The following is a 26,027-nucleotide window of genomic DNA, read 5'->3' as shown; positions in this document are numbered from 1 at the left end:
CGCAATGGCTAAACAGAAATTGTTAGTTGTCGGCGGCGGATTGGCTGGCCTAATGGCAACGGTGAAGGCAGCGGAAGCAGGCGTGCATGTTGACTTGTTCTCCTTAGTGCCAGTGAAACGATCCCACTCCGTATGCGCGCAGGGCGGCATTAACGGGGCTGTTAATACGAAAGGCGAAGGCGACTCCCCATGGGAGCACTTTGACGATACGATATACGGCGGCGACTTCCTGGCGAATCAACCGCCAGTTAAGGCAATGTGTGAGGCGGCGCCAGGCATTATCCATCTGATGGACCGCATGGGCGTAATGTTCAGCCGTACGCCAGAAGGTCTGCTCGACTTCCGTCGCTTCGGCGGAACGAAGCATCACCGTACAGCATTCGCAGGCGCGACGACAGGGCAGCAGCTTCTGTATGCGCTTGATGAGCAAGTTCGCCGTTGGGAGGCAGCGGGACTTGTAACGAAGTATGAGCACTATGAATTCTTGTCCGCTGTCATCGACGACGAAGGCATCTGCCGAGGCATTGCAGCGCAGGATCTCCGCAGCATGGAGGTCAAGACATTCGCTGGCGACGCGGTTATCCTCGCATCCGGCGGACCTGGCATTATCTTCGGCAAGACGACGAACTCTGTTATCAATACAGGAACTGCGGCAAGCGCAGTCTACCAGCAAGGCGTTCACTATGCGAATGGCGAGTTCATTCAGATTCACCCGACAGCGATTCCGGGCGACGATAAGCTCCGCTTGATGTCCGAATCCGCGCGCGGTGAAGGCGGACGCATCTGGACTTATAAAGACGGCAAGCCTTGGTACTTCCTTGAGGAAAAATATCCGGCATACGGCAACCTTGTTCCGCGCGACATCGCAACACGCGAGATCTTCAGTGTGTGCGTCGACCAGAAGCTTGGCATCAACGGCGAGAACATGGTATACCTCGATCTGTCCCATAAGGATCCGAAGGAGCTTGATGTAAAGCTCGGCGGTATCATCGAGATCTATGAGAAGTTCATGGGCGAAGATCCGCGCAAGATTCCGATGAAGATCTTCCCTGCTGTGCACTATTCGATGGGCGGCATGTGGGTAGATTACAATCAGATGACGAACATTCCAGGCCTGTTTGCGGCTGGCGAATGCGACTATCAATATCATGGCGCGAACCGTCTCGGCGCGAACTCACTCTTGTCCGCGATCTACGGCGGTATGCTATCCGGTCCTAAGGCAGTTGAATATATTCGCGGATTGAAGAAGTCGGCGGATGATATTGCTTCTTCCGTGTATGAGAAGGAAGCGAAGCGTCAGTCGGACAAATACGATCGCATCGCGAAGATGGACGGCAGTGAGAATGCGTACGTCATTCATAAAGAGCTTGGCGAGTGGATGACGAACAACATGACGGTCGTTCGATACAATAAGAAGCTTGAAGAGACGATCGCTAAGATTAAAGAGCTGAAATCGCGCTACGCGAATATCAATATTAACGATAAAGCGACTTGGAGCAACCAGGGAGCAACCTTCACTCGTCAATTGTGGAACATGCTGGAGCTGGCTGAATCGATGACAACGAGCGCATTGCTTCGCGATGAGAGTCGCGGCGCTCACTATAAGCCAGAATTCCCAGACCGCAACGACGAGCGCTTCTTGAAGACATCCATTGCCAAGTGGACGCCGGAAGGCCCAGAGATAAGCTATGAAGAAGTAGATATCTCGCTGTTGAAGCCGCGCAAACGCGATTATTCGTCGGATAAGAAGAAAGGAGAATAACGATGGCGGACACGATGACTCAGACCAAAACAGTGAAGTTTATTGTGACGCGCCAAGATGCTCCGGATGCGAAGCCATATACGGAAGAGTTCGAAGTTCCGTATCGTCCGAATATGAACGTCATTAGCGCGCTGATGGAAATTCAACGCAATCCGATTAATGCAAGCGGTAAGAACACAGTACCTGTGTGCTGGGAATCCAACTGCTTGGAGGAAGTGTGCGGCGCTTGCTCGATGGTTATTAACGGCAAGCCGCGCCAAGCTTGTTCCGCGCTTGTCGATAAGCTGGAGCAGCCGATTCGCTTAGAGCCGATGAAGACGTTCCCAGTCGTGCGTGACCTAGTCATTAACCGTCAGCGCATGTTCGATTCGCTGAAGCGTGTGAAAGCATGGATTCCGATAGACGGAACGTATGACCTGGGTCCAGGACCGCGTATGGCGGAAACGAAGCGTCAATGGGCATACGAGCTGTCGAAGTGTATGACATGCGGCGTATGCTTGGAAGCTTGTCCGAACGTAAACGACAAGACGAGCTTTATCGGTCCAGCGCCAATTTCGCAAGTGCGCTTGTTCAACTCCCATCCAACGGGTGAGATGAACAAGGATGAGCGTCTGGAAGCGTTGCTTGACGACGGCGGCATCGAAGGCTGCGGCAATTCGCAGAACTGTGTGCGCGCATGTCCGAAGGGCATTCCGCTTACAACGTCCATTGCGGAGATGAACCGCGATACGACTAAGCTTATGTTTAAGCGTTGGTTCACGATGTAATCATACATTCCTACCGAGCTCATTCTTACGGCGAATAATCGCTGTGAGGGTGAGCTTTATTAATTCACCGCGTGCTATTCCCATGTTGAGATGAGGTAGAGACGATAATATGAATGCATGTATATTTGCTGTAGTAGTTTAGTTACTGGAGAAGAGGGATTATGCTGGACATCACATTTTTTCGCGATCTATCCTATCTCAAGCGAGGTACCGACCAGCAGCAAGACGCTTATCGAGTATTAACGTCATACCGTATACTTGAACCCTTGATACAAGTGGATCCTGTACTTGTAGGAACGGTCCCGCTTGCACTAAACATTCCGGGCAGCGATCTGGATATCGTGTGTGAAGTCCATGATCCAGATGTTTTTGCTGAGGATGTTGGCTCTATGTATGCAGGTTTTGATGATTATGAGACCGAGATTGGCAGCACAAGAGGAATTCCATTCGTCTGTATTCGCTTTACCTGTGAGGGATGGCCTATTGAAATCTTTGGACAGCCAGTGCCGGTTTCCCAGCAAAATGGGTACCGTCATATGGTGGCTGAGTATCGAATTCTGCAGCTTATCGGGCCTGCTGGCAAGGAGCGTCTGCTGCGGCACAAGCTGAACGGCGAGAAGACGGAGCCGGCCTTTGCACAATATTTGCAGTTGAGCGGAGATCCATATGAAGCGATGCTAGAGCTTGCCGATGCTGATGATGCAGCATTACGTGCATTGACTGATGCGCTGGAGATATAAGAAATGTTATCGCCTGAGATTGGCTATAGCGTTAATAAACATATAAGATATATAAACAGCCCTCCATTCAAGTTAAACTCTGTTGGAGGGCTGTGTTAATTGATGATAGTAGTTATCGCAGCAGCTTGCGCATCCATTTCAGGCCATTCTTAGCACCAGGATAACGAATCGCCATGTCGACCAACGTCGTTTGGTGGAGCACGCTCTTCTGATGGGAGAACGTCTCAAAGCTAAATTTCCCGTGATACGCTCCCATGCCGCTCTCTCCAACTCCGCCGAAAGGCAAATATGGCGTTGCCAGATGCATTAAGGTATCATTGACGCATCCGCCGCCAAATGACAATGACGTCAGCACCCGCTCTTCTACTGCACGATCGTTAGTGAAGAGGTACAAGGCTAACGGCTTAGGACGAGCTTGGACGGCTGATATGACTTCCTGTAGATCATCGTATACGAGGACTGGAAGGATCGGACCGAATATTTCGTCCTGCATAACGGGCATATCCCAGGTGATATCTGTCAGCACTGCAGGAGCTAGTCGGCGTTCTGCGGCGTTCATATCACCGCCCCATGCCAAGGTGCCATCATTGAGAAATCCAGCCTGCCGGTCTAGATGCTTCGTGCTCACGATTGATGGATAGTCCGGGCTTGTAAGCGGAGAAGCGCCGTAGAATTCCGTGACTGCTTGCTGCAGCGCCTTAACAAGCTCGTCACGTTTCGAACGATGCACGTATACATAGTCAGGAGCTACGCAAGTTTGGCCTGCATTAGTCCATTTTCCAAATGCGATTCGCTTCGCTGATAAAGGGATGTTTGCATCTTGATGCACGATACATGGACTCTTGCCGCCTAATTCCAGGGTAAGTGGAATCAATTGCTTAGCAGCAGCTTCCATCACGATCTTGCCGACTCCAACGCTCCCTGTGAAGAAAATGTAGTCGAACGGCATCGCGAGCAGCTCCTGACTAGTTTCTACACCGCCTTCAACAACGGTTGCAAGCTGCGGATCAAAGGTTTCGCCGATGAGGCGTGATATGACCTTGCTCGTATGAGGCGTCAACTCGGACGGCTTCAGTATTACGGTATTGCCTGCAGAGATAGCGCCGATGAGCGGGGCTATCGCCAATTGAAATGGATAGTTCCAAGGAGCAATGACAAGTGTTGTGCCGTACGGTTCTGGCATCGTCATTCCTCGACTGCCGACGTGTGTCAGAGCTGTCTTTACCCTGCGCGGTTTGGCCCATCGATGCAGGCGTTTGGCTATAAATCTAGCTTCATGAAGCACGAAGCCGATTTCCGTCGAATACGATTCGGCGTCGCTCTTGCTGAGATCCTTGCGCAGCGCCTCGATAATATCGGGCTCATAGCGACGAATAGCTTCAGCTAAAGCTTCTAGCGCCTGACGACGCTGAGAGATATCTCTGGTTCTTCCGTTGAGATAATACTGCTTCTGTTTATTAAATGCGTCTTGGATCGTCAAAGTCCAGACCTCCTCATATATCGGGAATAGTGACTGATAACCGAATCAATAATCTCCTTCTCTATTTGTATCATATCTTATATTCGTTTGCATTGCATGAATCACTGCCTCATAATAAAAATATAGCATGTGAAAGCGGGGGATCTTTATTGGCACCATCGCCTATTGATCAGACCAAACGTGCTCCCGATAAGACTTCACCTCTACAACAACCCAAGACCCCAGCCTCGAGAAAGGTGAGCAGGCGCCGTTTTCTGAAAGGAATGTTTGGCGGATTGTTTACTGCATCATTGCTAACAACAGCTTATGCTCGCTGGGTAGAGCCAGCACGCATTCAGAACCGCACACTAACGATAACGAGTTCCACACTTCCTAAGCCATTTCGGGGTGTACGAATTGCTCATATATCAGATATTCACTTTGGCGTCTATTTCGATGAAGATAGAATTCAAGAGATCGTAGAGCGTGTCATGGCGGCTAAGCCGGATATGATCTGCTTGACTGGCGATCTTGTTGAGGACAGTTCTATTTTTGCGTCTAATATTATTCCGCTGCTGAAGCAGCTGCGAGCGCCGCTTGGTCAATATGCTGTACTGGGCAATCATGACTATGAGCGCGGTGTAGATCTTGCCACAGTGGCTCTGCAGCAAGCAGGCTTTGAAGTGCTGACGAACAGTAGTCGAATCGTGAAACGGAACGGGGCGGCATTAGTGATTGCCGGTATTGACGATGCGTTTGACGGTAATCCGAATATGAATGAAGCGCTGAAGCAGGTGCCGTCAGAGACATGGTGCTTGCTGCTTGCCCATGAACCGGATTGGGCGGATACCGCGCTGAAGTACCCCGTCGATCTGCAGTTATCTGGCCACAGCCACGGAGGACAGATTCGCATTCCACTGTATGGCCCTGTATTCTTGCCTAAGCTGGGAGAGATATATCCGGATGGCTTGTACAAGCTGGAGCGGAGTGGAGCAGGGAATAGGTCGCTGCTGCTGCATACGAGCAGAGGGCTGGGAACAACATTGCTTCCCATACGATTGTTCTGCCCGCCGGAGTGGACGCTTATTACCCTTATTGATCAATAGCAGGATGAGGATAGCTAGAAGGTACTATTTTACATAGATAAGATTCCTTAGATTCATATATAGATCGCGAATAGAAGTAGTTGAACCGTGAGAGGAGAAGATGCACCATGCATAATATAGCGATCCTTTCTGACATTCATGGCAATTTGCAAGCATTAGAGGCTGTGTTGGAGGATATGGAACGAGAAGGGGTAGAGCGGATCATCTGCCTGGGGGATCTGGTAGGCAAGGGACCTGATTCCGTTAAAGTGTTGGATATCCTATTTTCAAAATGTGATGTCATCGTACGCGGTAACTGGGATGAACTGGTGGTTCGTATTGAAAACGATATGCAGTTTCGCTGGCATGCGGAGCAATTAGGCTTGAAACGTCTGAACATGCTGGATCAGCTGCCTTTTTCGTATGACTGTTTGATCAGTGGACGTCATATCCGCCTATTTCATGCTTCACCTCAAAGCGTCTATCATCGTGTGCAGCCCTGGGATCCGTTGGATAAACGTCTCGGGATGTTTGAGTTCACGCCGCTTCTGACAGATCCGATGCACCCTGGGCAGTCTCCGGACATGGTCGTATACGGTGACATTCATCAGGCTTACTTGCAGCATCTGCAGGGGAAAACGTTAATCAATTGCGGCAGTGTCGGTAATCCGCTGGATATGACGCAGGCTTCCTATGTCATATTGCAAGGGGTATATGGCAGCGTAGAGTCAGAGCCGTTCTCGATCCAATTTCGACGAGTGCCCTACGATATCGAGAAGGCGGTGCGTGCGGCTGAGAATACGGAAATGCCGGGGATCAAAGAGTATGTACGTGAGCTTCGCACAGGTGTATATCGAGGTCTGCAGAAATCAGAAGATGACGTATAATTGTGAAAATGTGGTTTAGTATATGCAAATAGTTATTCGAGTGATAGAATTAGGCTGCATGGACTGTCTCGTCAAGAACACGAGGCAGTCCTTTCTATTGGGGTACTTGGAAAGGTAGGAAACATCGTGAAAGCTCAACAATGGTTTACCCACCCCGTCGGACTGACGGTCAGCGCTGTATTGTCGACGCTCTTGTGGGGGAGTGCGACACCTGCTGTAAAGATCGGCTATGCTGAATTAAATATCGCGTCGAATCAGACGTTCGAGCAATGGGTATTTGCAGGCTACCGCTTTACATTGGCGGGAATCATATTAGTTCTGTTTGGATGGCTGATGAATAAGCTGTCTCATCAATCGGATTCTTCCATACTAGCCTCGGCTCGCTTAAAATGGTTTCGTGTTACGCGATTATCTTTATTGCAAACCTTTCTGCAGTATATCTGCTTCTATATTGGACTTAGCTTAAGCACCGGAATACAGGGAGCCATTATTACTGGTTCTACAAGCTTCTTTCAAATGTTGGTTGTGCGGTTTATGGATAAGAACGAACGATTTACTTCGAATAAAACGATGGGGCTGATTCTAGGCTTCTCAGGCGTGGCGGTCGTGACTATAGCACAAGCAGGGATGAACATGGAGTTGAATATCGGCGACTTCTTTTTGATCTTGTCTGCATTTTTCGGCGGATTCGGCAATGTGCTGTCGCGGCATGAGTCTCGTGATCTTCCTGTGATCTGGCTTACGGGTCGGCAGATGCTGCTCGGGGGAATTGGACTAACAATCGTAGGCTCGCTGCGCGCTGGGCTGTTTCCGTTCCAATGGGATAGCGGCACACTGCTGCTGCTTGTATATCTCTCCTTCCTATCCGCGGCTGCGTTCACTCTGTGGAACTTAGTGATGAAATATAACTCGGTAGGAAAAGTATCGATGTACTTGTTCTTAATTCCGGTGTTTGGCGTTATCTTGTCAGCATTGCTGCTGGATGAGCAGATTAATCAATGGACGATCTTATCGCTGGTGCTCGTCGTCGCCGGCATCATAACGGTGAATCGACCTTCAAGAAAGGCGTCATCCGCTATAAATCAATCTGCTGGTCAAGTAACGGATCAAGCAGGATAAATTTGATATTTGTTACACAACCGTAATGTTGCTGTTAACGTTGCATAACGTACAGGGGTTATAGTAGTAGCAAGACCCCCTTTTGATGAATATATATCCCTTGAGTTCGGCCTGCTGATGCAGGTCCTTTTTTTTGGAGCGAGATGTGGAACCGATGAGGGTGAGACGTACTGTAAGCAACTCGTGGAGTATGGCTTGCCGTTCTAGAGCTAATTTAGTGTAGTTAAGCTCCTGAGACTAGGGGATAATAGTCCGACGGAGTCAAGACAGGCTATCCTGTTCCGTTCCCTGTACGGTGGTTTTTTTCCGTTACAGCGTGCTAGGCGAGCTAGAGGATCGCGATAACCGGGAAAAACCGTCTTACGCGCGCCCTGCGGAGAGCGGGCAGGGCTTCGCGAGTGAGTAACCCGGATTAGCCTATTTACATACTGGAATGCCGTTAAGAAATGTATGAGAAATATGTGAATACGTTCAAGACTTGAGGCTGGGCGACAGTCATCATCGTCTAGTAATCGCCATTAACGCTCAAATGTCCGAGATGATGCAAGTTTTGCACTTGTATCATCTCGGACATTCACTTCTTACAGCAGTGAAACCGTCTGCTTCACCTTTTGTTTATAATATACCCATGATGTAAATCCAATCTCAATCAGCCGCTGTCGCACCTGATTCCATTCGTCGCCTACACGCTGCGGCTTATGGGCATCTGACCCGAAGGTGACTTCGACCCCGTAATGCAGCGCGCGCTCTAGAATTTCGTCCGAAGGGTACCATCCGCCGCTAAGCTTCGTCTTGCCGGACGTATTGATCTCGATGGAGACACCGCACTCGCTAATAACTTGCAGCGTCTTATCCAATACTTCAGGGGCTGCAATATCAGAGAAGGCCGGGTAATTGCCTTTCATTGCATCGATATGTCCTAGAATTTGAAACATGCCGCTCTTCGCCGACTCTTGAATCAGCCGGTAGTACTCACCTTTAACGGCTAACTGACGTTCATGGCTGAGTCCTTTCCAACGCCCTTTATTAAAGATGCTGACACCTTCCGCCTGATGAACGGAGCCGATAATATAATCGAACGGATACTTGGCGAGCGTTTCCCTGTAGACGTCAACATGCTCAGGAAAATAGTCTGCCTCAATACCAAGCAGCACATCTATGCGACCAGCGTATTCTTGTTTCAGCCTAAGCACCTCGTCAACATAGCCGCTGAACTCGCTCTTTTTCATCGTAATATAAGGAAAGGGTTGATCTTCATCCCGCCCGAAGTACGGGGTGTGATCCGAGATGCCAATTACGTCCAAACCTTCAGCAATTCCTGCTTCAACGTAATCGCGTATGGTTCCATCTGCGTGACCGCAGAGAACGTTATGTGTATGCAAATCGAATTTAGTCATATTGGCAACTCCTTATCCAGGTAAGGATTGGGTAGCTTCTTCATTATTCCGAGGCGTAGAATTGATTCTCCGGCATGCCTTTCAAGTCACTTAGAAATTGCTGCATCGCCGAATTTAGATAGCGGCCTGAGCGATAAATAACGCCCACAGGATGTGCAGTTTCCAGTTCTGAAACATGAACCATCTTCAATGAACCGCGTTTCAATTCATTGCTCACGGATAATTTGGATATGATGCCTGCGCCGAGATTGAGCTCAACCATACGCTTTACTTCCTCACTGCTGGATAGCTCCATCACAATATGCGGTTGGATATTATGCTTGCGGAACGCTTCTTCAGCAAAACGGCGGCCGACAGTATCAGGCGACAGCATGATGAGCGGAATATCCTTCAGCATCTCGATCGTAGCATGTTGGTGCTGCGCAAGTGGGTGGCTCGGATTCACGATCAGCTCAAAGGTGTCGTAATAGAGAACAGAGGATATAAGATTTGGATTGTTATCCAATAAGTATCCAATGCCGATATCAACAGTACCATTCTCAATCTGAGCAGCTACCTGAGAGGAAGACATCGAGAGGATGCTTGTTTTGATAAGCGGAAATTGGTCTTGAAAGTAAGAAAGAATCCGCGGCAGAATCTGAATCGCAATCGATGTGGTCGTGCCTAGCACAATATGTCCTTGGGGAATCTGGTTCAGGTCAGAGAGCCTTTGCTTCAGATCCTCTACGATTGCCAGCATCTTCTCCGCATGCTCAAGAAACACTTGTCCACTGTCCGTCAGCGTAACGGGTTGGTTGCGATCGATAAGCACAGTCTTGAATTCATCTTCCAAGCTCTTAATTTGTGCGGAAACGGCAGGCTGAGTTAAATTGAGCAATTCACCCGCCTTACGGAAGCTCATCGTTTTCGAGATCGTAATTAACGTTTCCAATTGGCTTAAATTCATGCCTAGTTCCTCCTTCCAATATCAGGTGTTAATGATAGTTCATCAGCATGGACCGAGGTTACTGCCATTACTTTAAATTATAGATGAACAAAGGCTGAACGGCAATCATGACAGAAGGTCCCATTGGAAGCTACAGCCAGTAAACTAATACTGGATCTTAACAAAAGCTTGAATTGACCTTATAGGGTAATATACTGCACAATGGAATTATATGCTAACTTAGACAAGCGGATTTCATAGGTGAATGCAAACTGTCATATTGAACAGAAGGAACTCATAATTACAGAATTATCGAGAGTATGTTCGGTAATGAGGGGGAATGTTATGCTGACAAAACAAGTACATCATTGGTTGATGTACGATTGGGCCAACTCCGCATTTGCTACGACGATGATGGCGGCTGTGCTGCCCATATATTATGCCACCGTGGCGGCTTCTACAGTCGAGGAACATGTGGCAGCTAGTTATTGGTCTTTCACGCAAACGATAGGCATGATACTGGTTGCCATATTCTCACCGTTTCTAGGAGCAGTTGCGGATATGTCCAACCGAAGGATGGCATTTTTACGTGTATTTACATTTGCGGGAGCGATAAGCTGCTTATTGATGGCATTTACGGGAACTGGAGATTGGCTGCTGTTATCGCTTCTATTCATCATTGGTACCATCGGATTTTCCGCAGGCAATACATTCTACGATGCCCTGCTTCCGCTGATTGCTCCTGAAGACAGACGCGATGAAATCTCTGCGAAAGGGTATATGTTTGGCTACATCGGAGGCGGAATTCTGTTGGCAGTTAACATCGTTATGCTCGAAAAATACACCTGGTTCGGATTTCCCAATAAGATTGCGGCAACACAAGCTGTATTCGTCACAGTCGGCATATGGTGGATTCTATTCTCACTGCCGATGTTCCGCACGATCAAGGATCCTGCACGAACGACAACATATTCAGCTTCAACCTATGCAAAGAACGGTTTTGGTCGGGTGTTCCGTACATTACGCCAGCTGCCAAAGTACCCGGAACTGTTGAAATATATCATTTCGTTCTGGTTCTTCAATGATGGCATCACCACGATTATAAGCATGTCAGCGCTCTATGGCGCGCAATTGGGCATCGGTTCAACCGATCTGATCGCGGCGCTGCTGATTACGCAGTTTGTCGGCATTCCTTTTACATACCTATTCGCCAGATTTGCAAACAAGCTTGGAACCAAACGGTCACTTTACATATCACTTAGCACTTACGTGGTAATCGTAATGCTCGGTTACTATATGCAGACTGCGCTTCATTTCTACATATTGGCGTTCATGGTAGGGATGGTCCAAGGCGGCAGTCAAGCTGTTGCCCGCTCCTTATATAGTCAACTGGTACCGATCGAAAGAGCAGCCGAATTCTTCGGATTCCTGAGCTTATCCAGCAAAGTATCCTCATCTATCGGTCCAGCGGTATTTGGCATGGTCAGCTTGCTGACAGGCTCAACTCGATTGGCTATCTTATCGATCCTTATCTTCTTTGTCGTCGGTGTGGTCATGCTCCGAATCGTTGATATCGAGAAAGGCCGCCGAGAGGCTATTGCGAATGAATTGATTGCAAATTAACGTAGTTCACCTTAAGCGACATGAATAAAGGCTGTCTCATCGAAACCACGTGGGTCCAATGAGACAGCCTTATGTGTGTCCTTATGCTTTGCGAGTCGTCATACGCAGAAACAGTTTGACTATTTCCACTATCGGTACGATGCTTATAGCGCAGATCGCAACGACGATCCACTGCTCGCTATTCAACGGCACAACATCGAATAAGTCGTTCATGAACGGCACGAGAATGACCATTAGCACAAGCACGGCTGAAAGCAATGTTGCGCCATTCATATACTTGTTGGAAAATACACCAATCGAAAATATCGATTTCTTATTCGAACGTACGTTGAAGGCATGTGTAAGCTGAATCAGACCGAGTGTAGCAAAGGCCATCGTCACCGCAATGCTTTCCTCATAATGTGTATGACCCCACCAATAGGCAAACAGGGTCAAGGCGGCCTCTAGAATACCTTGGTACACGATGCCGACACCGACACCGTCAGCAAATACGCTTTCTGACGCTTTGCGCGGCTTCTGCTTCATATTATCAGGCTCTGCCTTCTCGAGTCCGAGAGCGAGAGCTGGAAGAGTATCCGTTACTAAATTGATCCAGAGGATATGGATCGGGAACAAGATGGCCCAGTTTAACATGGTAGCAATGAACAACGTCAATACCTCACCAAGGTTGGCGGACAACAGGAACTGAATCGTCTTTCGGATATTGGCATAAACCTTGCGTCCTTCTTCAACCGCAATGACAATCGTAGAGAAGTTATCATCAGCAAGCACCATATCGGAGACCCCTTTTGAAACTTCTGTGCCCGTAATACCCATACCTATACCGATATCCGATGTTTTCAAGGCTGGAGCATCATTGACACCGTCGCCGGTCATCGCCACGATCTTACCGCGTTTCTTCCAGGCCTGTACGATTCGTACCTTATGCTCTGGTGATACACGGGCATATACCGAATATTGAGTAACCTTCTCCTCGAAGTCTTTCTCGCTGATCTTGTTAAGCTCGGTGCCCGTTATAACGCCGCTTTCATCCTGGATGATGTCAAGCTCCTTCGCGATCGCTGCAGCCGTATCGCGATGGTCGCCTGTGATCATAATCGGGCGAATGCCGGCAGCCTTACATACGCGAACCGCGTCTTTTACCTCTTCGCGAGGAGGGTCGATCATGCCGACGAGACCTATAAAGGTAAGACCTTGCTCGACAGCTTCCGGCTTCAATTCGCTTGGAATCGCTGATTCATCGCGATAAGCAACCGCAAGCACGCGCAGCGCCTTGGCGGCCATCGACTTGTTAGCCGCAATAATATTTCTACGATGCTCATCGGTCATGTCTACGATCTCACTGTTGACCAGAATCGTGGTGCATCGATCAAGCAGCACATCTGGAGCGCCTTTCGTCATCACACGATAAGGGGTATGGCTTCCGTCATTCATCTGATGAATGGTCGTCATCAGCTTGCGATCAGAGTCGAATGGCAGCTCTGCCACTCGCGGATTCTGTTCGTCAACTTGGCGTTTATCGAAGCCGTATTTCAAACCGTAATCAACGAGTGCAGTTTCGGTTGGATCTCCGATAAGTGAAACGTTAGCTTCGTTTCCTTCGACTGATATTTTCGTGTCATTACAGAGTGCCATGGCTTGCAGGAATATTTCATAGTCAGCCATCGATTGCACAGACTGATCAGACTGCTGCAGGTTCTGACCGATGAAGGCCTGCTGTACCGTCATTTTATTTTGCGTCAGCGTACCAGTCTTATCGGAACAGATGATCTCCGTGCTGCCCAATGTCTCAACAGCAGGGAGCTTGCGGACAATGGCTTTGCGCTTCGCCATCTTCTGAACACCGAGCGCTAGTATGATGGTGACGATCGCTGGTAAGCCTTCTGGAATGGCAGCAACTGCAAGTGAAATCGAGGTTAACAGCATCTCGAACACTTCGCGGCCTTCCAGCATTCCGATCCCGAACATAATAGCTGCAACAACGATAATGATTATTGTGAAATATTTACCTAATTCATTCAGCTTCTTCTGAAGCGGCGTGACTTCATCATCTTCTTGTGAGATAAAGCCCGCAATCTTGCCCACCTCAGTGCTGCCAGCGGTTGCAGTGACGACACCAATTCCACGACCGTAGGTCACGTTGCTTGTCATATAAGCCATATTTTTGCGGTCACCGATTACGACGTCAGCCTTGGCAAGCGGCTCAACATCTTTCTCAACCGGTACAGATTCACCAGTGAGCGCCGCTTCTTCTATCTTAAGGGATGCTGACTCTAGAAGTCTGAGATCCGCCGGAATGACGTTGCCAGCTTCCAGCAGCACAATATCACCGGGAACGAGGTCTTCGGCTTTAATATTTTTCGTATCACCGCCACGTCTAACTTGCGCAAAAGGGGATGACATCTGTTTTAAGGCTGCAAGAGCTTGTTCTGCTTTGCTCTCTTGAATAACGCCAAGAACAGCATTCAGCACGACAACGAACAAGATGATGAAGGAATCAGTCCATTCACCAAGCAAGCCGGATACAAGCGCAGCTATAAGCAGGATGATAATCATGACATCCTTGAATTGGGCAATCAGCTTGGCAAGAATCGATTTGCCTTCACGTTCTTCCAGGACGTTCTTACCGTACTGCTGCAGTCGTTTGGCGGCTTCCTCTTCAGATAGGCCTTGTTCTGAGCTGTTCAGTGAAGCCAGAGTTTGCTCGATTGTACTAGTATGAAAAGTTACAGTTGATTGCTTTCTATCGGTGTTCTCCAACGCTGTCATCTCCTATTCTTTATCTATTGTGAGTGCAGAGCAGTGAGATTATGTATAACTATGCCGATCTTATTATCACCTCCTGAGTGAATCTAGATGAATTTTTTAGGTGTTCGATAAAGGTAATAATTGTTATACGCATGACATGGGAAAATGAAACGGAATTGTTCACCTTGTCCATAGAAGTGACACAATTTAGGTTGTGGTACACGCAATGTTCAACAGATTACAGATTGTACATTGAAGACAGCTCGCTATTGCTGATAACCTGATCTTCTACTGATGCAGAAGACTTGGGAGCATGCCTTGGCTGCAGCTGCAATTCGAACGAATGATTCAGTTTGTCTGATGTGTCCGCTTCCTGCATGAGCTGCTGCTGGGCGCTAATTCGCTGCCGCGGCTTTACTTTCTGCTTCATATAGCTTCCATCAGGCTGAAGGTACCAGCTCTTGGCATTGTCCTGCAAATACAGGTTGAGCGTCTGGACAATGTATTGCTTCAAGTCTGTGTGCTCCACAGGGAACAGCGCTTCTACTCGGCGATCCAGATTGCGGGGCATCCAATCCGCGCTGCTTAAGTATACGAGCTCCTTGCCGCCGTGGTAGAAGTAGAAGATACGTGTATGTTCTAGAAAACGACCAACTATACTTTTTACAGTAATATTATCACTCAATCCTTTAACTCCCGGCCGCAAGCAGCAGATGCTGCGAACGATCAGTTCAATCTTCACTCCAGCCTTAGATGCTTTGTACAACAATTGGATGAGTTTAAGGTCGACAAGCGCGTTTATTTTAATGATAATTCGTCCTGCATTGCCTTTGCTGGCTGCATCGATCTCAGCTTCAATCAACTGCTCAATCCGCTTCCGCAGGAAGAGCGGGGCGATAGAACACTTATTCAAGCTCGATGGTACAGAATAGCCGGACAGCATGTTGAAGATCGTTGATGCGTCGCTGCCAATCTGCGGATTAACCGTCAGCAATCCCATATCGGTGTACAAATTAGCGGTGACGTCGTTGTAATTGCCAGTACCGAGGTGGACATATCGATTGATTCTGCCTTCCTCGCGGCGAACAATGAGCATCAGCTTCAAATGAGTCTTAAGGCCGACTAATCCGTAAATTACGTGACAGCCCGCTTGCTCCAGGCGCTTAGCCCAATGAATATTATTTTCTTCATCAAAACGCGCCTTAATCTCAACGAGCACCGTAACCTGCTTCTTATTCTCCGCAGCTTCGATGAGCGCTGCTATAATAGGTGAATTGCCGGACACGCGATAGAGCGTTTGCTTGATCGCAAGAACATCCGGATCTTTCGCAGCTCGTTTGATCAGGTCCACGACAACCTTAAAGCTGTCGAATGGATGATGAAGCAGACGGTCGTCTTCTCTGATCCAAGCGAGCAGATCTTCATCAGGTGCTATAGGCAAGCTGGACTTGAATGGCTTATCGCGCAGATGATCGTAACCTGGCAGCATTGCGACTTTGAACAGAAATGTTAAATCAAGGGGGCCATCGACCTCGTATATGCCTGCTTCCGGCTCATCTTCACCTTCCTGCGTTATCATGCGAATGAGCTCTTCGGACGTTTCATGCTCCACTTCGAGTCTAATTACATTGCCCCAGCGCCGCATCTTTAAGGATTGCTCAATCTCCTTTAAGAGATCTTCTGCAGCATCCTCATCCAGATCCAGGTCCGCATTGCGCGTTATTCGGTAAGCGCTCATTTCTTGAATGTCATAACCGCTGAACAATTCATCCATATGCAGCTTGATGACATCCTCCAATAGTACAAACTCCTGCTTGGTGCCTGCAGAAGGAAGCTCTACCAATCGAGAGAGCACTTCTGGAACGGCTACAGTCCCGAAGACGATCTCGCCATCTTTCGGATCCTGAATGACCAGCCCTATGTTTAAACTTCGGTTCTGAATAAGGGGGAAGGGCCTGCTCTGGTCCACTACCATCGGAGTCAGCACGGGAAATACTTGCTCGATAAAATAGCTTCGTAAAAACTGCTTCTCCGCCACGGTAAGACTATGCGGACGCTTCAAGTTGATGCCTTCCTCACGCAATTTGGTACGCAGGCTCTTATACAACTTGTATTGATCGGATGTCAACTGCTTAGACAATTTTACAATGCCTGCAAGCGTCTCCTGGGGAGTGGAGCCTGATTCATTGGCTTTGTTGTATTCAGCAATAATCTGATCCGCGACAGAAGCCGCGCGAACCATAAAGAATTCATCCATATTGGAGCAGCTTATCGCGAGAAATTTACATCTTTCCATTAAGGGATTGGACTTGTCGCGTCCCTCTTCCAGAACTCGGCGCTGGAATGCGATGGTACTCCACTCCCGATTGAGCAATGTCTTATTCATCTGTCTTGATCCTCCCTTAACGTTCCAAAGCAATTGCATAGCCGCTGATCTGTTCAAATAACTGGCTCTCTTGCATGAATGCCCAAGCTTCTAATTCAAGACTGCCTTCATAAACAGGCTTAACACTCAAGCGGTCTCCATTTTTCAATATTACACGTATATCCTTAATCTGCTGACGATGTGAACAATCAAGCGCATTCGCCAGCTTCAAGATCGAAGTCAATCTCGCCAGGGTTAAATTCTCTTCATCCGTATAATCGGAACGAATCGGTATCTGTACGCCGCGAGGATGGTATAGAGCCATGCTGGCTATCAGGTCCTTCTGATTATCAGTCAGCCCAAGGAAGTCCATCGATTGCAGGATGTGATAAGAGTTGACCTCATGACCTTCCTGTGCGATAAACTTGCCGACATCATGCAGAATAGCCGCCAGCTGAAGGCACAGCGCATGCGACGCATCCAGATGGAATAGTCTGCTGCAGGCTTTAAACAGCTTCATCGCGATCAGCATAACGTTTAGGGAATGATCCAGATCCAGACGATAACGGGAAGCAGTATTCATCGCGATGGCGAGTATATCTTCCGTGTAATTATGATCCGGCATCATTCCAAGACGTTCGGCTGCGATCTGGTGAAGCAGACCATGTCGAAGTGACACGTCAGGCAGCATCACGTGCTCCGCTTGTGTAGCTTTCCAGAATTCAGACATGATAATGCTGGTCGGAATAATCTGCTCAGCTCGCTCCTCGCCAATCCGAAACTGCTGCGCAAGCTTGAGAATCCCAGATTGCACAATATCGCGATGATGGCGCAAGAAGGATTCGCGGCCGATCATGCGGATGCTGGAATCTTCATCTCCCCACTTAGAAGCGATGGATGAGGATTCGCCGCCTAGCACGAGATAATGCGGGATGGTGAGCCCATCGAAACGCTGCAGCAGCAGCGAGATCTGACTCTCGATAAATTGCTGTACGATATTCGTGAACTGAAGCGATTCGCTGCGAAGCGAATCCAGTACTTCATTAATCTTTAGAATGCCGATACGGACATACTCGGAAAATCGGAGCCTACCGTCCGCATAGAGGCTTAGCTGGACCCCTGCACTGCCGATTTCAACGACAAGCAAGCCTTCGTTACGGAAGGTTGACATCGCCGGAAGTCCATAATGAAGGGCTTGATAGGTTAAATGCCGCTCAACTGAGCGGTCGATTAATTCAACTTGAATAGGAGTGGCTTGCTTAATATGTTCGAGGAAATACAAACGATTACTTGCTTCACGGACTCCGCTTGTGGCGCAAGCGCGATAATGTTTGACGCCATAATCCTTCATAAGCTGGGACATCTGATTGAGGGAACGGCACACACTGAACATAGCTTCTGATCGGATGCGGCCCGTTGTAAATGTATTATCGCCAATGGGGGAATCCAGCTTGACATCCTCCAGCACTCGCAGCTCACCCGGACGCTCTACTTCGGCGATGAGCATCTTAATAGAATTAGAGCCAATATCAATGCCCGCTGCGATTATCGGTTTGCTCATAATTACTTTCCCTTCTTTACGTAAGAGTCTGTAGGGTATAATATTTATCTGGCTTCTAGTCAAAGCTTCATTTAATTTGGCGAAAACAGGTTATGCTTCTAGGTTAATGCATAAAGGATATGCCGGTCAAAGATTAATAATTTCTTCATAATATACATTTCAGTACAACGTATGGTTAGATTAATGCTATATATGATTAAAACATTATAATGGTATTACCCCAAGCAATCGCAACTATAAGCGCAGGGAGTGAGTGAAAATGCGGGAATCTGATAAAGCTGCCCCTCGGCAGCTTCGCCATATTGGAATAGTGGATGTGGGCTCCAACTCCGTTCGATTTATGCTGGCGGAAGTACATCGAGACCTATCCTTTCAGGTAGTAGATCAATGGAAAGAAGTGCTTCGGCTCGGCGATGAGTACGAAGAGGACGGGTCGATACCATCCCATAAGGTTGACAAGCTGATCGCGACCGTGATGCTGTTTAAGCGTTTAGGTGACAGCTATGAAGGCTGTGAGATCGTAGCTGTAGCTACTGCGGCGATGCGCAAAGCGACCAACGGTCAAGCGATTGTCCAGCAGATTGAACAAGTGACAGGCATTCAGATGCGGATCATCAACGGTGAAGCGGAAGCTTATCTAGATTATCTGGCAGTCGTATCTACGATGAATGTGAAAGACGCGCTCATGCTCGATATCGGCGGCGGTTCGCTGGAGCTTGTGCTGATTCGTGATCGCGAGCAGGTACATAGTGTAAGTTTGCCTGTAGGGGCTTTAACTCTGGCAGGAGACTTTCATGTGAAGGAAGCATTGGATCCGGAAGAAGAACGCCGGATTATCGAGGCTGCCGATCGCATGATGCAGGAGGTGCCGTGGCTGCAGGAAGCAGCAGGACTGCCGCTGATCGGTGTCGGAGGCACGATGCGAACGCTAGCGAAGATAGATAAGCATGAGAGAAAGTATCCAATCGATTCTTTGCATCATTACGAGATGAGTCGCGATTCAGTAGAGAAGTGGCATAGCCGACTGAAGCCGATGACGCTGCAGCAGCGTGAAGCGGTTCAAGGGCTGTCGAAGGATCGAGCCGATATCATTATGGGTTCCTTCACATGGATCATGCATTGGATGAACAAGCTGGAGCTTTCTAAGCTGATTGTCAGCGCCAAGGGCGTGCGCGAGGGCGTATTGTTTGATGTGCTGCGCGGCGAAGGGCTGGTCATCGAGGAACCGCTGAAATTCTCGATTCACAATCTGATCAATCGCCTGCACTTGAACAGAGGGCATGCGAATCAAGTGTATAGGCTGATGCAGTGGCTATACACAGGCCTGGAACGTCTGCACGGCTTGGGCCCGGACTGGCAGCCGGTCGTGCAGACGAGCGCGCTCCTGCATGAATGCGGCGTAGCCATTCATCATTTGGAGCGGGAGCGCCACGCGTTCTATATGATGATGAACGCGGATCTGTATGGGTTAACGCCGCGCGAGCTCATATTGAGCGCGTTTGCGGCGTCGATGGACCGGAAGCAGAAGGTTAATGATGCCTGGAAGGCATATGATTCCCTTCTGCTTCCGGAGGACAAGCAAGCGGCGCGCACGCTTAGCTTGCTGCTGCGTTTAGCGATCGCATTGGACCGCACGAAGACGGCGTCCGTGCGGTCGGTTCGATGTGACATCGGGTCGCACGATGTCACGATCTATGTGCAGGCGGACACCTCGCTGGTGCTTGAGGTGTCCGAGGCGTACGCCCTGCGGGCGAGCTTCCGCAAGCTGCTGAAGCGGGAGCTCGTTATCGTGACGGAGGTTATACCGCCGTCCGTAGCGAAATAACAAGAGCCGCAAGGCGCTGCAGATGCATGTAATCATGTGCTGCAGACCTTGCGGCTCTTTATCTTTACTTCGTCCAGATCACATCTTCGAGGATGATCGGACGATCATGGGTAAGCGTCAGACCGGTCTCATACGAGCGGTTGCCGATTGCAGCCGCCATAGCGTCGTGAGCTTCCTGCACAGCAGGGGACGCGTCGGCACCGTTCGCGGCTGTGGAGCCGCTAACTTGCCAATACTTCTGCACGGCGCTAAGCACGCGCTGCGCCTCTTCCGCTGCCTTATCCCACATGTCCCAGACACTCGTCGTGTACGTTTCACCTGTACCGGTCGGGTCCAGCCATGGTCTGCGCACTTCATTCATGACGTCATACGGCGCTATTCGCCGCTTATAGACGAGCGCCTCCATTTGACCTAGTGTGACGACTCGTTTCCATCCAAGTGGATCATGGAACAGCTTCTGCGCGCTGATCATGTCGCGATTGGCTCTGTTCCATGCCGAGCGCGGCACTTGCCCGTGAAATGCAGGATAGTATCGCTGTATTACGCGCTCAAAGGCATTTACAACGGGCTCGGGAAAGGCTCCGCCTGTATCAATTTGCTTCCACACCGGGGTATTCCACGTTTCAAGCCCCAGCTTGCGCTTAACGACATGAGTATCCATCAGCACCTCGAAGCGTTGATGATCCCACTTGCGATTACCCGAGCGAAGAAATACGTAGGGATGCATATTGCGATCCAACACATTATGCATCACGAAGCCAAGCATATATACAGCATATTCTCGATTGTTAGTGTCAGCGTGCATTATGAAGTCCATCAGCACAGGTCCGCAAGCTTCGGTGTGCATCGCGCTGCCGATTCGATTCATCGTCTTATCCTTTTTCCACGGCAGAAAGTTATGATAGAACAAAAAGTCAGGTCCTTGACAGCCCAGATAGAACAGATTGCGCAGCTTCCGCTCTTCGATCCAACTCGACATGTCGGCAGCTTTCATAGCTTCATCGCCGAAAATGAGATGAGTCCATATGTTTGGCACCTTAAGACCTCCTAGTGAGGGGGATATACTTACTTCGAATTGTTGCCTCAAGATAAAGATGGAGTGAATTGGCATAGTTGTCAACAGTAAGATCTTAAATTGTCCGTGAGTCTGCTTTGAATATGCTAGTATCCAAGGTATATTTTTCCATATAATAAGTCTAGTAACAGCAGTCGTTTCCTTGTAAACTAGGAGGTGCCACAGGTTTTGATAGCGGTATCACTATGTTTGCGATTAAGGTAATCCGTCAGTCTCTGGGCGAAGGGACTATGAATGCGGACAGCTCTCTAGGATGCGATCAGCAGAATAGGGGCTGGAACGATCTTATCCGATCTTGTCCGTACACGTGGCGTTCATTCGACATCACAACACCAATGACAAGAAAGTAGAGGAGAATACATTTCATGGAACAATTCCGACTGCCTAAGATTGATGTGCCGGCATTTGAGATGCCGGAAGCGGTAAAGCAAGTTCTTGCAGAAGCAGAAGCTGCGCTTGCTAACCGTCCGAAGCTCTTGAACCAATTCAAAAACTGCTTTCCTAATACGTTGGAAACAACGACAAAGCTGCTTGAAGATGGAACGACGTTCGTTCTAACCGGCGACATTCCAGCGATGTGGCTGCGCGATTCTGTTGAGCAGGTTATTCACTATGTGCCATTTGCGAAGCATGATAAAGATCTGCAGCGTATTATCGGCGGTCTGGTGAAGCGCCATATGTTCTACATTAACCTGGATCCATATGCAAATGCATTTAACGAGTCAGCGAACGACTGGCACTGGGATGCAAACGATCAGACTGACATGACTCCATGGGTATGGGAGCGCAAATACGAGCTGGATTCCATGTGCTTCTCGATCCGTCTCGCTTATAATTACTGGAAAGAAACGGGCAATACAGACATCTTCGATTCCAACTTCAAGTCGGCAATGCGCAAGATCGTAGATGTATGGAAGACAGAACAACACCATTTTGAGAAATCGCCGTACCGTTTCCACCGTGATAACTGTCCGGACATCGATACGCTCCGTAATGACGGAATGGGCATGCCTGTAAACTACACAGGAATGACATGGTCCGGCTTCCGCCCAAGCGATGATGCATGCGATTTCCACTATAATATTCCGTCGAACATGTTCGCGGTTGTGAGTTTGCGTCAGATGCAGGAGATCGCTCGCTACGGCTTCCGCGATGAGATATTCGTAGCAGAGATGAAGAAGTTAGAGAAAGAGATTGACCACGGTATTCAATTGTACGGTATCGTGAATCATCCGGTTTACGGCAAGATGTATGCATATGAAACAGATGGATATGGCAATCATATGCTGTTGGATGATGCGGGTACGCCAAGCTTGATTTCCATTCCTTATATCGGATACACAACTGCTGATGATCCGATCTATCTGAATACGCGCCGCTTCATTCTCAGCAAGGAGAACCCTTACTACTTCGAAGGTAAAGCAGCTAAAGGTATGGGAAGCCCGCATACACCGGACGGCTACGTATGGCACATGGCGCTTTCGATGCAGGGCTTGACTGCTACTACGGATGAAGAAGTTCTTGAGATGATCAATGTGCTGGAATCCACAGATGCTGATACAGGCTTTATGCATGAAGGCTTCTTGGCGGATGATCCAAAGGTGTTTACACGTCCTTGGTTCGCATGGTCGAACAGCCTGTTCTCCCAATTGGTTTACAAGGCGATGAAGGCAAACTTGCTATAATCGTCATTGAATAAAGATAAGAGTGTTCCAAAGTCGTCTGTGGCTTATGGGACACTCTTTTTTGATTCACTCTGTTCAATGTGAAATGGTTTACTTCTCTACTTCTTCGAGTACAATGCGGGGACAGTTAATTTGGGATAGCACCTCATCTAGATTTGTAATTTCAAAAGGAGAAACTACGCCTTTCACATGTTTTTGCTGAGCAATTTTAGCTATTGAAGCCGTAACCATTGCTGTTGTATGATAATCAGAAAAAGTGGATAAAGATATTATTTTTATCTTCTCCTTGTTATCTATTATTCCTTTTACCTCAACCGTAAGAAGCGTATCTTCATGTTGATCAGGGTTGTGTTTTACAACTTTAGATAGAAATTGATTATTAATTTTATGTATAATATTAAAAAATCCAATTCGTCTCAATAGCGATATCTGTTTATTGAAAGCGTTGACATTCCAAGCAGTCCAATAGTTTAGTTGATTCGTTCTTAGTTTATTCTTTAATAAGATTTTCTCTGGATGGTCTATTAGTCTGACTTCTTTATCTTCATGGTGATTAACAAAATGCATTTTTCTTTTTTTAGTGAATCCAGATATGACTTTGTTGTCAAATATCACTTGTTGAGAAATTAATGTTAACATATCTAAGATTCCAGATACCCCTACATTAGCATTCGTATTTTGTAATAATCCAACGTTTACCTCTGTTACTTCTTGAAAATTAGAAATAGCTTTTTTCACCATCAGACCTGATAATCCGGGGAAATATCCCGACATTACAACAGAACCTGCCTCATTATTTTCTGCATTCTGATTTAAGTGGTTAACTTTCTCTACAAAATCATAAAACGGAGTAACATCTACACATAATATCTTAAGATCGATACAAATCCTCTGAATATGCGGAAACTCCTGTTTTAACACAACTACTACAATGTCAATATCCTTAACTGCTTGCTTTACACTTTCTTCATCCCTTACATCTAAATGTTGATATTCAACCTCCTGAGCAAATGAACTTGCTAAGTTTTTCCCTCTTTCCGCTTTATAGTCAGTTACGACTAATTTTATTTGATTATCAAATATTCGCAGTAATTCGACACAAACTAATTTACCTAGGACTCCAGATGCCCCAACAACCATAATTTTATTCATGAACTGTAATGCCTTCTCTCCATTAAATTTTACGATCATAAGTATCTTTTATCCATATCCTACTTTATCAGATTCTTAGTATAAATAACGGTGCTCATGCTAGAAATAGTCATCGCAATGCCATGATTGAACCATTTTCGCTACTCTTTTTCTGCACTCGAAGACTCATCTGGTCACATCAAAAAACGTCGTTTTATGTCACATATAGCAAGTTCAGAATTGATTCAGAGCAATTGTATATAATGAATATTTTTTAAATATTTCTTGATTTATAAAAAAACGTGTAGAGTTTTGTAGTATATTTTCAGTATAATAGTCTGCATATAGTTGGTAGCTTAGGACACTTGATTCATGTTGTTTATTGTCGGAAAGGGGCGAAAGTCTCATAATGAAAGCCGAAATGATCCAACCTTTTCTTCACTCGGCCTGCAATGTCATTGAACAGGTAATGCAGGTTCGACCGGAGCGAGGGGAACTTGAGATGGTAGCTTGGGACGGAGCGCATGATCTTAGCATCCAGATTGGTCTAAGTGGAAATCTGAATGGGCATGTAGCATTCGGGCTTAATAAGCCGGTAGCCATACGAATGGCTTCAGCCATGATGGGCGGATATCCTTTAGAATCATTGGATATGATGGGTGAGAGCGCAATATCGGAGCTTGGTAATATGATAAGTGGAAATGCATCCACTATGCTATACAATCAAGGCATTATGGTAGATATTACGACTCCGCAATTAATCATCAATGACACGCAGTCACATAGTGGTGTGAATGCGATGGCTGTTCCGCTATTGTTGAAAGATATTGGCCGCTTTGATATTTTAATACGTGGGTGAATAATCGAAAGCGAGTCGAATGTTTATGATGAATTGGAATGGGGCTGTCATCGTGGTGACGGGAGCTTCCAGTGGAATCGGCGCTCTGATCGCGCAGTATGCAGCTGATAAGGGCGCATATCCGATTCTGGTTGCGAGATCGCTGGATAAGCTTAAGCAAGTTTCAAGCACGATATCGGCTCCTCATGAATGTATTCAGATGGACGTGAGAGATGCTGGGCAGGTATCTCGACAGTTTCAATATATTCTGGAGAAGCACGGACGAGTAGATATATTAGTCAATAATGCAGGCTTTGGACTATTTGAGCGTGAGCTTGATCTAGAGCTGGAGCACTATGAAGCGATGATGGATGTCAATTACATGGGGGTTGTGCGCTGTACGAAGGCTGTACTGCCTTCGATGCTTGCCCGCCGCAGCGGTCACATCGTGAACATTGCTTCAATGGCAGGGAAGGTTGGCTCGGCTAAGTCTACCGCTTACGCCGCTTCCAAGCATGCGGTGTTGGGCTATACGAATTCGCTGCGCATGGAGCTGAGCGGAAGCGGTGTAGCTGTGTCTGCGGTCAATCCTGGACCGATTGATACGCCGTTCTTCGATACAGCTGACCCGTCTGGCAGCTATAAGAGTAACCTAGGAAAGTTCATCATGCCGCCGGAGAAGGTTGCTCGACATGTCATTCGAGTGATGGAGACGCGCAAGCCGGAAGTGAATCTGCCGTGGATGGCATCAGCGGGCACGAAGCTGATGCAGCTGTTTCCTCGGCTGACGAGCCGCGCTGCTGAACGAGTGCTGAATAAGAAATAAATGAAGGGGCTGTTTCGCCTAGGTTTTCTGTACCAGGCGGAAAAGCCCCTTTTGTCATAGTTGACTGGTGCCGGTGCTCGCGCGAGCTAACGGGTTATTTCCCCGTTACAGCGGTCGAGGCTCACGGGTTAGATGAGATAACGGGGAAAAACCAAGTTACAGAGTCGAGGCTGTGCACGGATGGAGCGGCTCGCGCGAGCTAACGGGTT

The 26,027-nt window shown here is 47.9% G+C and carries 19 protein-coding genes; 11 read left to right on the top strand and 8 right to left on the bottom strand.

Annotated elements, in window-relative coordinates; all coding sequences use genetic code 11:
• Positions 1 to 4: 4 nt before the first annotated feature.
• The 3 genes from sdhA to ACXX53_RS12300 all read left to right on the top strand — a co-directional run bounded on the left by sdhA (position 5) and on the right by ACXX53_RS12300 (position 3,269).
• On the top strand, positions 5 to 1,762 hold the full coding sequence (sdhA, locus tag ACXX53_RS12310; protein ID WP_458568946.1) for a succinate dehydrogenase flavoprotein subunit: 1,758 nt from the start codon (positions 5 to 7) through the stop codon (positions 1,760 to 1,762).
• Positions 1,763 to 1,764: 2 nt separating this feature from the next.
• Entirely contained in the window at positions 1,765 to 2,529 is a 765-nt protein-coding gene (sdhB, locus tag ACXX53_RS12305; RefSeq protein ID WP_458568945.1) for a succinate dehydrogenase iron-sulfur subunit, read from the top strand.
• 161 nt (positions 2,530 to 2,690) lie between these two features.
• Positions 2,691 to 3,269 (top strand): DUF4269 domain-containing protein, encoded by a 579-nt coding sequence (locus ACXX53_RS12300; protein ID WP_458568944.1) that lies wholly within the window; start codon positions 2,691 to 2,693, stop codon positions 3,267 to 3,269.
• A gap of 112 nt (positions 3,270 to 3,381) precedes the next feature.
• Here the strand turns inward: ACXX53_RS12300 and ACXX53_RS12295 are convergent, their stop codons facing one another.
• Positions 3,382 to 4,749: an aldehyde dehydrogenase gene (locus ACXX53_RS12295; RefSeq protein WP_458568943.1), complete on the bottom strand. Its 1,368-nt coding sequence runs from the start codon at positions 4,747 to 4,749 to the stop codon at positions 3,382 to 3,384.
• 149 nt (positions 4,750 to 4,898) lie between these two features.
• Between ACXX53_RS12295 and ACXX53_RS12290 the strand changes: the two genes are divergently transcribed.
• The 3 genes from ACXX53_RS12290 (at position 4,899) to ACXX53_RS12280 (ending at position 7,819) form a co-directional block, all read left to right on the top strand.
• Positions 4,899 to 5,834, top strand: a complete 936-nt coding sequence (locus ACXX53_RS12290) for a metallophosphoesterase (RefSeq protein ID WP_458568942.1) — start codon at positions 4,899 to 4,901, stop codon at positions 5,832 to 5,834.
• 107 nt (positions 5,835 to 5,941) lie between these two features.
• Positions 5,942 to 6,700 (top strand): metallophosphoesterase family protein, encoded by a 759-nt coding sequence (locus ACXX53_RS12285; protein ID WP_458568941.1) that lies wholly within the window; start codon positions 5,942 to 5,944, stop codon positions 6,698 to 6,700.
• Between the two features lie 126 nt (positions 6,701 to 6,826).
• Complete coding sequence (locus ACXX53_RS12280) at positions 6,827 to 7,819, top strand: DMT family transporter (protein ID WP_458568940.1); 993 nt, start codon at positions 6,827 to 6,829, stop codon at positions 7,817 to 7,819.
• 581 nt (positions 7,820 to 8,400) lie between these two features.
• Here ACXX53_RS12280 and ACXX53_RS12275 read toward each other — a convergent pair.
• Positions 8,401 to 9,216 carry a histidinol-phosphatase gene (locus ACXX53_RS12275; protein ID WP_458568939.1) on the bottom strand — a complete coding sequence of 272 codons (816 nt, stop codon included), beginning with the start codon at positions 9,214 to 9,216 and terminating at the stop codon, positions 8,401 to 8,403.
• 43 nt (positions 9,217 to 9,259) lie between these two features.
• Positions 9,260 to 10,162, bottom strand: coding sequence for a LysR family transcriptional regulator (locus ACXX53_RS12270; protein WP_458568938.1), 903 nt, complete (start codon positions 10,160 to 10,162; stop codon positions 9,260 to 9,262).
• 324 nt (positions 10,163 to 10,486) lie between these two features.
• On the opposite strand from ACXX53_RS12270, the gene ACXX53_RS12265 reads away from it, so the two are divergent.
• Positions 10,487 to 11,764, top strand: coding sequence for an MFS transporter (locus ACXX53_RS12265; RefSeq protein WP_458568937.1), 1,278 nt, complete (start codon positions 10,487 to 10,489; stop codon positions 11,762 to 11,764).
• 81 nt (positions 11,765 to 11,845) lie between these two features.
• On the opposite strand, the gene ACXX53_RS12260 is transcribed toward ACXX53_RS12265, so the two are convergent.
• From ACXX53_RS12260 to ACXX53_RS12250, 3 genes are all read right to left on the bottom strand, one after another.
• The gene (locus tag ACXX53_RS12260; RefSeq protein ID WP_458568936.1) at positions 11,846 to 14,524 is read right to left on the bottom strand and encodes a calcium-translocating P-type ATPase, SERCA-type; all 2,679 of its coding nucleotides are present in this window, start codon (positions 14,522 to 14,524) and stop codon (positions 11,846 to 11,848) included.
• Between the two features lie 226 nt (positions 14,525 to 14,750).
• On the bottom strand, positions 14,751 to 16,898 hold the full coding sequence (gene ppk1 / locus ACXX53_RS12255) for a polyphosphate kinase 1 (RefSeq protein WP_458568935.1): 2,148 nt from the start codon (positions 16,896 to 16,898) through the stop codon (positions 14,751 to 14,753).
• Between the two features lie 16 nt (positions 16,899 to 16,914).
• On the bottom strand, positions 16,915 to 18,438 hold the full coding sequence (locus ACXX53_RS12250) for a Ppx/GppA phosphatase family protein (RefSeq protein ID WP_458568934.1): 1,524 nt from the start codon (positions 18,436 to 18,438) through the stop codon (positions 16,915 to 16,917).
• 259 nt (positions 18,439 to 18,697) lie between these two features.
• Here ACXX53_RS12250 and ACXX53_RS12245 point away from each other — a divergent pair, with 259 nt between their 5' ends.
• The gene (locus ACXX53_RS12245) at positions 18,698 to 20,263 is read left to right on the top strand and encodes a Ppx/GppA phosphatase family protein (protein ID WP_458568933.1); all 1,566 of its coding nucleotides are present in this window, start codon (positions 18,698 to 18,700) and stop codon (positions 20,261 to 20,263) included.
• Between the two features lie 64 nt (positions 20,264 to 20,327).
• On the opposite strand, the gene ACXX53_RS12240 is transcribed toward ACXX53_RS12245, so the two are convergent.
• Positions 20,328 to 21,299 carry a zinc dependent phospholipase C family protein gene (locus ACXX53_RS12240; RefSeq protein ID WP_458568932.1) on the bottom strand — a complete coding sequence of 324 codons (972 nt, stop codon included), beginning with the start codon at positions 21,297 to 21,299 and terminating at the stop codon, positions 20,328 to 20,330.
• Between the two features lie 404 nt (positions 21,300 to 21,703).
• Here ACXX53_RS12240 and ACXX53_RS12235 point away from each other — a divergent pair, with 404 nt between their 5' ends.
• Positions 21,704 to 23,023, top strand: coding sequence for a glycoside hydrolase family 125 protein (locus ACXX53_RS12235; protein ID WP_458568931.1), 1,320 nt, complete (start codon positions 21,704 to 21,706; stop codon positions 23,021 to 23,023).
• A gap of 90 nt (positions 23,024 to 23,113) precedes the next feature.
• Here the strand turns inward: ACXX53_RS12235 and ACXX53_RS12230 are convergent, their stop codons facing one another.
• Positions 23,114 to 24,175 (bottom strand): saccharopine dehydrogenase NADP-binding domain-containing protein, encoded by a 1,062-nt coding sequence (locus tag ACXX53_RS12230; RefSeq protein WP_458568930.1) that lies wholly within the window; start codon positions 24,173 to 24,175, stop codon positions 23,114 to 23,116.
• A gap of 388 nt (positions 24,176 to 24,563) precedes the next feature.
• Here ACXX53_RS12230 and ACXX53_RS12225 point away from each other — a divergent pair, with 388 nt between their 5' ends.
• Positions 24,564 to 25,013, top strand: coding sequence for a chemotaxis protein CheX (locus ACXX53_RS12225; RefSeq protein WP_458568929.1), 450 nt, complete (start codon positions 24,564 to 24,566; stop codon positions 25,011 to 25,013).
• 28 nt (positions 25,014 to 25,041) lie between these two features.
• Entirely contained in the window at positions 25,042 to 25,818 is a 777-nt protein-coding gene (locus ACXX53_RS12220) for an SDR family NAD(P)-dependent oxidoreductase (RefSeq protein WP_458569058.1), read from the top strand.
• Positions 25,819 to 26,027: the final 209 nt, after the last annotated feature.

This window comes from Paenibacillus marinisediminis, assembly GCF_054343325.1.
The sequence above is the reverse complement of the archived record's forward strand: the minus strand, read 5'-3'. Positions and strand labels throughout refer to the sequence as shown.

What these genes read in the sequence shown, in the direction of transcription:
- ACXX53_RS12265 (WP_458568937.1), top strand. Translation starts at nt 10,487, where the DNA reads ATGCTGACAAAACAAGTACATCATTGGTTGATGTACGATTGGGCCAAC.
- ACXX53_RS12230 (WP_458568930.1), bottom strand. Translation starts at nt 24,175, where the DNA reads ATGAATAAAATTATGGTTGTTGGGGCATCTGGAGTCCTAGGTAAATTA.
- ACXX53_RS12275 (WP_458568939.1), bottom strand. Translation starts at nt 9,216, where the DNA reads ATGACTAAATTCGATTTGCATACACATAACGTTCTCTGCGGTCACGCA.
- ACXX53_RS12300 (WP_458568944.1), top strand. Translation starts at nt 2,691, where the DNA reads ATGCTGGACATCACATTTTTTCGCGATCTATCCTATCTCAAGCGAGGT.
- ACXX53_RS12285 (WP_458568941.1), top strand. Translation starts at nt 5,942, where the DNA reads ATGCATAATATAGCGATCCTTTCTGACATTCATGGCAATTTGCAAGCA.
- ACXX53_RS12220 (WP_458569058.1), top strand. Translation starts at nt 25,042, where the DNA reads ATGAATTGGAATGGGGCTGTCATCGTGGTGACGGGAGCTTCCAGTGGA.
- ACXX53_RS12235 (WP_458568931.1), top strand. Translation starts at nt 21,704, where the DNA reads ATGGAACAATTCCGACTGCCTAAGATTGATGTGCCGGCATTTGAGATG.
- ACXX53_RS12270 (WP_458568938.1), bottom strand. Translation starts at nt 10,162, where the DNA reads ATGAATTTAAGCCAATTGGAAACGTTAATTACGATCTCGAAAACGATG.
- ACXX53_RS12250 (WP_458568934.1), bottom strand. Translation starts at nt 18,438, where the DNA reads ATGAGCAAACCGATAATCGCAGCGGGCATTGATATTGGCTCTAATTCT.
- ACXX53_RS12225 (WP_458568929.1), top strand. Translation starts at nt 24,564, where the DNA reads ATGAAAGCCGAAATGATCCAACCTTTTCTTCACTCGGCCTGCAATGTC.
- ACXX53_RS12245 (WP_458568933.1), top strand. Translation starts at nt 18,698, where the DNA reads ATGCGGGAATCTGATAAAGCTGCCCCTCGGCAGCTTCGCCATATTGGA.
- ppk1 (WP_458568935.1), bottom strand. Translation starts at nt 16,898, where the DNA reads ATGAATAAGACATTGCTCAATCGGGAGTGGAGTACCATCGCATTCCAG.
- sdhA (WP_458568946.1), top strand. Translation starts at nt 5, where the DNA reads ATGGCTAAACAGAAATTGTTAGTTGTCGGCGGCGGATTGGCTGGCCTA.
- sdhB (WP_458568945.1), top strand. Translation starts at nt 1,765, where the DNA reads ATGGCGGACACGATGACTCAGACCAAAACAGTGAAGTTTATTGTGACG.